The sequence below is a fragment of the Spirillospora sp. NPDC049652 genome (assembly GCF_040675125.1).
GTDB lineage: Bacteria > Actinomycetota > Actinomycetes > Streptosporangiales > Streptosporangiaceae > Spirillospora.
On sequence record NZ_JBFAOF010000454.1, the window covers coordinates 1 to 5,585 of the forward strand.

A 5,585-nucleotide genomic window follows, 5' to 3' on the forward strand; every position below is an offset into this window, starting at 1 on the left:
CCTTGGACGACCGGGAGCCGGCGGCCTTCGCGGTCGCCCGCTCCGGCTCGCGGCGCATCATGACCCGGTGGTCACCTCGGAGCACCGCCGCGCTGCGCTCGGTGAGGACGAGGGCGCCGTAGTTGCTCTCGACGGCCAGCAGGCCCTGGGCGAGCAGCTGCCGGATCACCCCGCGCCACTCCACGTCGCGCAGGTCGGAGCCGACGCCGAACACCGACAGCGCGTCGTGGTCGAACTGGATGACCTTGGCGTTCTTCTTCCCGACCAGGATGTCGACGATGTGGCCCGCGCCGAACTTCTGCCGCCGCTCGCGGTCGAGCCGGTAGACCGCCGACAGCACCTTCTGCGCGGGGATCGTGCCGTCCCAGGACTCCGGCGGCGACAGGCAGGTGTCGCAGTTGCCACAGGGCTCGGACGGCTGGGCGAAGTAGTCGAGCAGCCGGACGCGGCGGCACTCGACCGTCTCGCACAGCGCCAGCATCGCGTCGAGGTGCAGGGCCAGGCGGCGGCGGTGCTCCTCGGTGCCCTCCGACTCGCTGATCATCTTGCGGTGGCTGACGACGTCCTGGAGGCCGTAGGCGAGCCAGGCGGTGGACGGCAGGCCGTCGCGTCCGGCGCGTCCGGTCTCCTGGTAGTAGCCCTCGACGGACTTCGGCAGGTCGAGGTGGGCGACGAACCGGACGTCCGGCTTGTCGATGCCCATGCCGAACGCGATCGTCGCGCACATGACCAGGCCGTCCTCGCGCAGGAAGCGCGACTGGTTGGCGGCGCGGACGGACGCGTCGAGCTTGGCGTGGTACGGGAGGGCCTCGATGCCGTTCGCGGTGAGGAACTCGGCGATCTTCTCCGTCGACGCGCGGGACATGCAGTACACGATGCCCGCGTCGCCGGCGTGCTCGGTCTTCAGCAGGTGGAGGAGCTGCCGCTTGGGGTCGCTCTTCGGGACGATCCGGTACTGGATGTTCGGCCGGTCGAAGGAGGCGACGAAGTGCCGGGCGTCGGTGAGCTTCAGCCGGGTCGCGATCTCCTGCCGGGTGGCGGGGGTGGCGGTCGCGGTGAGCGCGATGCGCGGCACGTCCGGCCAGCGTTCGTGCAGGTGGGACAGCATGAGGTAGTCGGGCCGGAAGTCGTGGCCCCACTGCGAGACGCAGTGCGCCTCGTCGATCGCGAACAGCGCGATCGTGCCCCGGTCGAGCAGGTCGACCGTCGCCGGGACGCGCAGCCGCTCGGGCGCGAGGTACAGCAGGTCGAGCTCGCCCTGGAGGAACTGAGCCTCGACGACGCGGCGCTCCTCGAAGTCCTGCGTGGAGTTGAGGAAGCCGGCCCGGACGCCGAGCGCGCGCAGGGCGTCGACCTGGTCCTGCATGAGGGCGATCAGCGGGGAGATCACCACGCCGACGCCCTTCCGGACCAGCGCGGGGATCTGGTAGCACAGCGACTTGCCGCCGCCGGTCGGCATCAGCACCAGCGCGTCGCCGCCGTCCGCGACGTGCTCGATGATCTCCTGCTGGCCGTCCCGGAACGCGTCGTAGCCGAAGACGCGGCGCAGCACCTCGATGGGCGTGCCGTACTCCGGGTGCGGCGGCGGGAGCTCGCCGTGGTCGGCGGGGCCGGGCCCGCCGTACGCCTCCGGGCCAGGGCCGTCGTACCCCTCCGGGTCGGGCGGGGGGAAGCCCTCGTCGGCGTAGGCGAGGTCGGCCTCGCTCAGATGGTCGTCGTACGGGGGCGGGAACCCGTCGTCCTCGGGAGAAGCCACCGAGTCATACTATGAGCGCCCGCCGACAGCCCGGGCCCTTCCCGCCGTCCTGTGGACAACCCCCTCGAAGCCCGGCGCGCCGGGCCCTAGAGGTCTTTGAGGACGGACGGGGTGAGCTCGTCCAGCGACGTGATCTCCAGGGACGCGAGCGCCAGTGCGTCCGCCGCCGGGGGATACCGGGGGTGCGGGACGGCGACGACCCGCATCCCGGCCGCGTGCGCCGAGCGGAGCCCGTTGCTGGAGTCCTCGACCGCCACGCACGCCTCGGCCGGGACCTCCAGCCGCGCGGCGGCGGCGAGGTAGCCGTCCGGGGCGGGCTTGCCCTGGTCGACGTCCTCGGTGGAGACCACGGTGCGGAACCGCCCGGCGATGCCGAGGCGGCCGAGCACGAGGTCGATCAGGGCGCGCGGCGACGAGCTGGCGACGCCGAGCGGGTGGGCGTCCGCCAGCCGCCGGACGGCCTCGACCGCCCCCGGCATCACCGGGACCTCCTCGGCGTAGCGGCGGGACATCCGGTCCACGACCTCGTAGGCGACCTGGTCGGCCGTGGCGTCGCCGCCGATCACGTCCGAGGCCAGGTAGTCGGCCCACTCGGGGGTGCTCATGCCCATGAGCCGCTCCTGGGTGTCGGAGCGCCAGGTGCCGCCCTTGTCGGCGACGTAGCCGCGGCGGACCTCCTCCCAGACCGGCTCGGAGTCGACGAGCACGCCGTCCAGATCGAAGACGACGGCCTGCGGGGCTGCCATCAGGGGGTTCCTCCTTCCCGGCCGGGTCCGGCCGGACCGAAACAGGACTCGGGAACGACCACTACCCCGCCGGGACGCCCGCCAACCCCGGTTGACCTGCGCGAATCTTCGATAACGGGCATAAAACAGACGACTCTGGCATGGTGGGGCACCCCGGCAACAGGAGGGAGAACGCCCGGATGCTGTTCTTCGGACTGATCCTCGCCGCCGCCGCGGTCGCGCTCGGCGCGGCGGTCGTCGTCTTCGACACCGGTCCCGCCCACCTGACCCTCTTCGACCGGCAGGTCCCCGGCATCACCTCGCTCTGGCAGGTCTTCCTCGCCGGCGCCGGCACCGCCGTGCTGTTCGTCCTCGCGATGATCATGCTGTGGGTCGGATTCGGCCGGATGCTGACCAACCGGCGCGACCTGCGCGACTCGCTGACCACCCTGGAGATGGAGAAGAAGGAGCTGCAGGACCAGCTCGCCCGCGCCCGCGCCCGCCGAGGCGACCGCCCCGACCGTCCCGACCGCCCCGACGCACCGGGCAGGCCCGACCGTGGCGGACCGGACCGCGACCCCCGATCCGACGGGCCCGTCCGTCCGGTTCGCGGTGACGGCCCGGTTCGCGGCGGAGCCGCCGGTCGTGGGGACGGCCCGCAGTGGTCGGATGCTCCCGCGCCCGTGGGCGCCGGGGTCGGGCCCGTAGCCGGGTCCGCCCATGGCGGCGATGGTTCCGTGCCCGGAGCGGACGGCCGGGCGCAGGCTCCGGGGCGACGCCGCCGCCGCGCCTCGTCCGCCCCTGCCCCCGCCGATGTCCCTGCCCCTGCCGGTGGGCCGAACGCGGGCCCTTCGCCTGCGCCCGGCGGTGCCGGTGGGACGTCCCGTCCGGGCGGACCGCGCATCGACGCGGCGTCCCCGTTCTTCGACAGGGCCGACTGATGGGGGCGTGGGTCGTCCTCGCAGACGAGGCCCGGGCCGTGGAAGTAGCCGTGCGGAGGGATGCCCGCCGCACCTCACCGGGTGAAGGATCGTAGGCGTGCGAATCATCATCAAGGTTGCGATCACGGCGGTCGCGCTGTGGGTGGCGGAACTGCTCGTCCACGGCATCACCGTCACCGGCGACACCGCCGGGAAGCGCGCGCTGACGCTGGTCGGCGTCGCGGTGATCTTCGGCGTGGTGAACGCCGTCCTCAAGCCCCTCATCAAGACCCTCGGATGCGCGTTCTACATCCTGACCCTCGGCCTCATCGGCCTGGTCGTGAACGCGCTGCTGCTCCTGTTGACCAGCTTCCTCGCCGGGAAGTTCAGCCTTCCCTTCCACGTCGACGGCTTCTGGCCCGCCTTCTGGGGCGCGATCGTCGTCGGGGTCGTCGGCTGGCTCCTGCACATCCTGATCCCCGGAGACGACGACGAGGACGACTGACGGACCGGCCTCCCGCCGCATACGAGAGCACCCGCGCCCCCTGCCTTCGCAGGGCGGCGCGGGTGTTGTCGTTTCTAGGCCGCGTCGCCGGCCGAGCCCGGTTCCCGGCGTCCGTGCGCGACGTCCTCCGGACGCGCCGCCGCCCTCGCCGCCTCCGCGGGGACCGGGGCGGGAAGCGTGGCGTCGGCGGGCCCCGCCTCGGGGGTCGCCGGGTCGGCGGGCACGGGCTCGGGAAGCGTGGCTTCGGCCGGGTCGGGAGCCGGGGCGACCACGTCCGCGGGGACGGGCGCCGGGAGGGTGGCGTCGGCGGCCCCTGCCCCTGCGGTCGCCGGGTCCGCGAGGAAGGGTGTGGAGGGCGTCGCGTTCGCGGGCTCCGGGTCCGGGCTGATCACGTCCGCGGGGACCGGCGCGGGGAGCGTGGCGTCTGCCGGGCCCGCTTCCGGGACGGCCGGATCGGCCGGGTGGGCCGGGTCAGCGGGGTCGGCCAGGCCGGCGGGGACGGGTGCGGGGAGCGTCGCGTCGGCCGGTCCCGGCTCGGGCTCCGGGAACGCCGGGTCAGCGGGGACGGGTTCGGGAAGCGAGGCGTCCGTAGGCTCCGGTTCCGGCACGACCACGTCTGCGGGGACGGGTGCGGGGAGCGTGGCGTCGGCGGGCGGCGGAGCGTCCGTGAAGGGCTGCTGGCGCGGGGCTTCCGGGACTTCCGGGGCTTCCGTGTGGCCAGGTGAGAGGGTGTCCGCATGCCCGGCGTCGTGTTCGGGCAGCGGGTGCGCGGCGGACTCCGGCGCGTCCGCCAGGGACTCCGGCGCGTCGGCCAGGGACTCCGGGGTGTCCGCCGGCGGTTCCGAGGCGGGTTCGGGGACGGCGTTGGTGAGCAGAGTCCAGTGCGGGGCGTGGACGGCGCCGATGAGCAGGTCGTCCGGGGCGAGCCGCTCGGTGCCGCTGACCACCAGCTCGTCGAAGCGGCCGGGGTCGGCGGACGAGACGGCGAACGGCGAGCCGCCCACGACGCTGGCCCTGCGCAGCAGCGTCCGGCCGAACTCGGAGTCCGCGTCGTGCGGGCTGTCGGCGAGGGCGTTGAGGAAGCCGGTGAGCTCCTCGACCCGGGCCATCGCGCGCTCCTGGACGGCGGGCAGCCGCTCGGTGTCGGGCTCCTCGTCGCCGCAGAGGGCCGCGACCTGGTCCCGGGAGCGCTCGGCCGCCTCCACGGCGACGGCGAGGTCGGTCTCGTCCTCGGCGTTCTCGGTCTCGGCGTCCGACCGGCGCTCGGCCAGCGCGGTCTCGGCCTGGGCGATCCGCTGCGCGGCGGCCTCGACGTCCGCCTCGGCCCGCTCCAGGGCGGCCTCGGCGATCTCGCGGGCGGTCCGGGCGACGGCGAGCCGCTCCTCGGCGGCGCGGGCGGTCTGCTCGGCGTAGCGGGCCGCCGCGCCCGCCTGGGTGGCCTGGTCGGCGGCCTCGGCGGCGGCGCGGGCCTGCTCGCGGTGCGTGTCGACGGCCTCCTCCCGGCTCCGGGCGAGCTGCGCGAGCTCGTTCGTGAGGCGCTCCTGCGCGTGCTCGGCCGCCGCGAGCCGCTCGGCCCCGGTCTCCAGGAAGTGCTCCAGGCCCGCCTGGTGCTGGGCTGCGCGCTCGGCGGCCTCCTTGGTCTCGTGCGCGCGACGCACCGCCTCGTCGGCCTGGCGCAC

Annotated in this window: 4 protein-coding genes and 1 pseudogene; 2 read left to right on the forward strand and 3 right to left on the reverse strand. The window is 74.5% G+C overall.

Annotated features, from left to right (window positions below; all coding sequences use genetic code 11):
- A partial coding sequence (gene recQ, locus AB0J52_RS24975) for a DNA helicase RecQ (RefSeq protein ID WP_500184605.1) occupies window positions 1-1,756 on the reverse strand: 1,756 nt, incomplete at its 3' end.
- Between the two features lie 86 nt (window positions 1,757-1,842).
- Window positions 1,843-2,502 (reverse strand): HAD family hydrolase, encoded by a 660-nt coding sequence (locus AB0J52_RS24980; RefSeq protein ID WP_500184606.1) that lies wholly within the window; start codon window positions 2,500-2,502, stop codon window positions 1,843-1,845.
- Window positions 2,503-2,642: 140 nt separating this feature from the next.
- On the opposite strand from AB0J52_RS24980, the gene AB0J52_RS24985 reads away from it, so the two are divergent.
- On the forward strand, window positions 2,643-3,422 hold the full coding sequence (locus AB0J52_RS24985; RefSeq protein ID WP_500184607.1) for a hypothetical protein: 780 nt from the start codon (window positions 2,643-2,645) through the stop codon (window positions 3,420-3,422).
- 97 nt (window positions 3,423-3,519) lie between these two features.
- Window positions 3,520-3,906 carry a phage holin family protein gene (locus tag AB0J52_RS24990; protein ID WP_500184608.1) on the forward strand — a complete coding sequence of 129 codons (387 nt, stop codon included), beginning with the start codon at window positions 3,520-3,522 and terminating at the stop codon, window positions 3,904-3,906.
- A 74-nt stretch (window positions 3,907-3,980) separates the two neighbouring features.
- On the opposite strand, the pseudogene AB0J52_RS24995 reads toward AB0J52_RS24990, so the two are convergent.
- Window positions 3,981-5,585: pseudogene (locus tag AB0J52_RS24995) on the reverse strand (hypothetical protein); the annotation flags it as partial.

Coding starts and splice junctions, on each gene's coding strand:
- AB0J52_RS24980 (WP_500184606.1), bottom strand. CDS start 2,502: ATGGCAGCCCCGCAGGCCGTCGTCTTCGATCTGGACGGCGTGCTCGTC.
- AB0J52_RS24985 (WP_500184607.1), top strand. CDS start 2,643: ATGGTGGGGCACCCCGGCAACAGGAGGGAGAACGCCCGGATGCTGTTC.